At 64.5% G+C, this 4,457-nt stretch carries 4 protein-coding genes; all 4 read right to left on the reverse strand.

The window, feature by feature from the left end:
* The coding region (locus tag EN750_RS20410) for an aldo/keto reductase (RefSeq protein WP_145967795.1) at positions 1-903 on the reverse strand (903 nt) is incomplete at its 3' end.
* Positions 900-1,880, reverse strand: a complete 981-nt coding sequence (locus EN750_RS20415; RefSeq protein WP_127397474.1) for a sugar-binding transcriptional regulator — start codon at positions 1,878-1,880, stop codon at positions 900-902. The genes EN750_RS20410 and EN750_RS20415, both read right to left, overlap by 4 nt.
* Before the next feature lie 26 nt (positions 1,881-1,906).
* Positions 1,907-2,830 carry an ABC transporter permease gene (locus EN750_RS20420; RefSeq protein ID WP_236383556.1) on the reverse strand — a complete coding sequence of 308 codons (924 nt, stop codon included), beginning with the start codon at positions 2,828-2,830 and terminating at the stop codon, positions 1,907-1,909.
* A gap of 76 nt (positions 2,831-2,906) precedes the next feature.
* On the reverse strand, positions 2,907-4,442 hold the full coding sequence (locus tag EN750_RS20425; RefSeq protein ID WP_127397475.1) for a sugar ABC transporter ATP-binding protein: 1,536 nt from the start codon (positions 4,440-4,442) through the stop codon (positions 2,907-2,909).
* Positions 4,443-4,457 lie beyond the last annotated feature (15 nt).

Consider the following 4,457-nt stretch of genomic DNA (forward strand, 5'->3'; position numbering starts at 1 on the left):
GTCGAGCGCCTGCTCGGGATTACGTGCGCCGCACAGCGCGAAGGTGATGCCCGGCTGGGCGAGCGTCCAGGCAATGACGATCTGCGCCATCGACGCCTGGTGGCTCTCGGAAATCGGGGCGATGGCCTCTTTCAGCTTTGCGACCTTCTGCCGGTTGGCCGTGGAAAAGCGTGGGTTGTCCTTGCGCTGGTCGTCGCCGCCGAATGTGCGGCCGGGGTCGACCGTGCCGGTGAGCAGCCCCAGCGCCAGCGACGAGTAGCTGAGGGTGGCAATGTCATGGCGGCGGGTGATCGGCAGCAGGCTGCTCTCGAGGTCGCGGTCGATCATCGAATAGCGCTCCTGGATCGCATCGAGCTGGCCGGCGTCGATATAATGGCCAAGATCCTCGGCGCTGATATTGCTGGCGCCAATGGCGCGGATCTTGCCGGCTGCCTTGAGCTTTTCCAATACCGCCATCGTCTCGGCGATCGGCGTCGTCGGGTCCTGCCAATGGGTGATGTAGAGGTCGATATGATCGGTGCCCAGACGGCGCAGGCTCTGCTCGACCTCATAGGCGATGCCGTCGGCGCCGAGATAGCGATGCACAGGCTTGCCGTCCTGATCGAAGAAATGGCCGCCCTTGCCCGAATGCCAGTTCAGCCCGCATTTGGTCGCGATCACCACTTTGTCGCGCTTGCCCTTGATGGCGGTGCCGACGATCGCCTCGCTGCGGCCAAGACCGTAGGCCGGCGCTGTGTCGATCAGGCTGAGGCCGGCATCGATCGAGGCTTCGATCGCCCTGACCGACTCCTTCTCGTCGGTGCCGCCCCACATCCATCCGCCAATCGCCCAGGTGCCCAGGCCTACAGCCGACGCCGATATGCCGGACTTGCCGATCTGCCGCTGGATCTTTCGAGAATTCATGCTACCTCCTGTTCGGCCAGCTCGAGGATCTGGAGCCCCGTGGCCTCGTCCGTGACGATGGTGTCGAGATGGTTGCCGCGCAGGGCGGCGAGGATCGGCGCGACCTTGCTGGGGCCGCTTGCGATGCCGATCGAGCGCGGGATGGTCGCGAACTCGTCAAGCGTCAGCGAGACCAGCGAACGGTTGAGCGAGTAGTTGCAAAGCTTGCCCCCGCGGTCGATGAGATGAGCGAGCAGCTCGCCTGTCGCCCCGGACTTCTCGATCGCCTGGCGATCGGCATTCGAGGACGGATGCAGGTCGTAATAGCTGGAATCGTCGGTCAGGATGGAGCCGACACCCACCACCGCGACATCCGCCTCGCGCGCCTTGCGAAACACGTCTGCGACGGAGCTGATGCCCATCAGCATCTCGCGCTGCTGCGCGGTATCGGCAAACAGCGGCGCATGGATCTGGTAAGCGCGGCCGCCGAGCTTGTCGGCCATCAGCGAGGCGACGTGGTTGACGTCGGTGTAGTGCTTGCCCTGGACCAGGCCGGTGGCGGGAATGATCTCGACGTCGTATCGGCGCCCCGGCTTGAGACCGGCGACCAGCGCGCTGACGCCCTTGCCGCCGGTGATCGAGATCGTGTCGCCAGCCTTGATGGTGTCGAGCAGCAGCCCAGCCGCCGCCTCGCCGACCCGCTGCAGGGCCGTGTGCGGATTATCGGAAACCGACGGCACCACCATCGCCCGCTCGATGCCGCCCAGCGCAACCAGCCGTGCTTCCAGGTCGACCAGATGGTCGATCGGCGACTTGATCTTGATCTCGACGAGGCCGAGCTGGTGGCCGCGCTTGATCAGCCGGTTGACCGTCGCGTGCGAGAGGCCGAGTTCCCCGGCGATCTCGGCCTGGGTCTTGCCTTCGATATAATGCAGGACAAGCGCCTGGTGCATCTGACGAACAGCGGCGATGTCGTCGCGGGTGTTGGGAGGGGCCATGGTCTTGCTTCGCCGCCTTTGAGGGTTCAGGACTTCTTGCGGTGCAGGAAATGATCGATCGACACCGCCGCCAGCAGGATGCATCCCTTGATCATGTCCTGCCAATAGACCGAGACGTCGAGCAGGATAAGCGAGCTCGTCACCACCGACAGCAACGCCATGCCGAGGATCGCTCCGAAGATGGTGCCCGAGCCGCCATTCAGCGAAGCGCCGCCGATGACGGCCGCGGCTATGATGTTGAGTTCCATGCCGGCGCCGAAGGTCGGTGTCGCCGCGCCGAAGCGCGCCATGTAGATGACACCGGCCAGGCCGGCGAGGGTCGAGCACAGCACCGTGACCCAGAACTTCACCTGATTGGTCCTGATGCCGGAGAACTGCGCGGCCTTCTCGTTGGAGCCGGTGTAGAAAACCTTGCGGAAGGCCGTGGCGCGACGCAGCAGGAAGTCGAAGATGGCCACCACGACGATGAAGATCAGGATGACATAGGGGATGTTGTTGAAACTGCCCTGGCCGATGGCCTTGAAAGCCGGCGGCAGGGTGAACAGCGACAGCGGCGTGCCCTTGGTGACCACCAGGCACATGCCGCGCACGATGACCATGGCCGCCAGCGACGTGATGAAATGATTGAGGCCTATCACGGTCACGAAGAAGCCCATCGCCGCGCCGATCAGCGCGCTGACGCCGATGCCGATCAGGCTTGCCGTCCAGGGATCGAGGCCGGCGAGGAACAGCGCCCCCGAGACCACCATCGAGAAACACACGACCGAGCCGACGGAAAGGTCGATGCCGCCGACGATGAGCAGGATCGTCATGCCGACGACGACGATGCCTTCGATGGAAAAGCTCATCAGCATGGCGCGGAAATTGCCCCATGTCAGGAAGTGCGGCGAGGCGAAGCTCATGGCGATGCACAGCGCCAGGATGATGACGATCAGCCCGGCCTCGCGCATCGAGGCGAGCTGAGCGAAATTGATGCGCCGCCCGGCGGCCTTGATCTCGGCGTGCACGAGCGCTTCTCCTGATTCCCTAGGCGACATTCTGGGCCTGCCTTTGTTTTGAACTGTCTTGAACGCCCGAGGCGAGCATGATGATGGCTTCCTCGCCGAGCTCGCTGGCGGTGAGTTCGCCGGCGATCCTGCCTTCGCGCACCACGACAACGCGGTCGCACAAGCCAATCAGCTCCGGCAGTTCCGACGAGATGACGATGACGCCGACACCGCTGCCGGCAAGCTGGCGCAGCAGCCGGTGGATCTCGACCTTGGCGCCGACATCAATCCCGCGCGTCGGCTCGTCCATGATGATGACTTTGGGACTGACGGACAGCTGCCTGGCGATGGCAACCTTCTGCTGGTTGCCACCGCTCAGCGTCGAGACGGCGGCATCGATGCCGGCCATGCGCACGCCGAGCCTGCCGGTCAGCTCCTTCGCCTGACGATCCTCGGCCTTGCGGTCAAGCAGGCCGAGGCGCCCGGTCAGCCTGGCGAGGTCGAGCGCGGAGATGTTCGCCGCGATCGGCAGATCGAGGAACACGCCGGAGCCTTTGCGGTCCTCGGAAAGATAGACCAGCCCCGCCTTGACCGCATCGCCATAGCCGCGCAGCCGGAGCTGCTTTCCGTCGAGCGCGACGGTTCCAGACGTCATTGGCCTCAGACCACAGACCGTTTGCGCGATCTCGCTGCGGCCGGCGCCGATCAGGCCGCCTATGCCCAGAATTTCGCCGGCACGAAGCTGCAGATCGACGTCGGCGAAGCGGCGGTTATCGGAAAGCCCCTCGACCGAGAGAAGCAGGCGCCCGGGCTCCTGCGGCGCCAGCTTGTCGGGATAGAGCTGGGTGATTTCGCGGCCGACCATCTTGCGTACGACATCGTCCGGTGAGACGGTTGCGATCGGATCGGTCGCCACGTAGCGGCCGTCGCGGAAGACGGTGACGCGGTCGCACAGCGAGAATATCTCGGCCATGCGGTGGCTGATATAGACCACCGAAATGCCCCGCTCCTTGAGCCCGCGCACGATCGAGAACAGGCGCTGCGCTTCGCTTTCGGTCAGCGCCGCGGTCGGCTCATCGAGCATCAGCACCTTGCAGTCGAGCGTGAGCGCCTTGGCGATCTCGACAAGCTGCTGGTTGGAAATGGAGAGGTCGGCAACCCTGGTACGCACCGGAATGGGCGCGAGCAGGTCCATGACCTTCTGGGCGTCGGCGTAGAGTTTTTGGAAATTCATCAGCGGCGCGCGCCGGCTGTTGATCGCGGCCATGTAGATGTTTTCGGCAACCGTCGCGTCCTGGCACAGCGCGATTTCCTGGTGGACAAGCGCGATGCCGAGGCGTTGGGCAGCCGCTGGCGAGTGGATCGAAACACGCTCGCCATCGATCAGGATGTCGCCCTCGTCGGGCTGCAATACACCGGCGATCATGTTCATCAGCGTCGACTTGCCGGCGCCGTTCTCTCCGCACAGTGCATGGATTTCGCCGCGCCGCAGCTCGAACCGTACGTCGCTCAGCGCCTTGACCGGGCCGAATGCCTTGGACAGGCCACGGATTTCAAGAATGGGCGCCTGGGTCACGCCGTGCTCCTGCGA

The organism is Mesorhizobium sp. M7A.F.Ca.ET.027.03.2.1 (assembly GCF_003999175.1).
GTDB lineage: Bacteria > Pseudomonadota > Alphaproteobacteria > Rhizobiales > Rhizobiaceae > Mesorhizobium.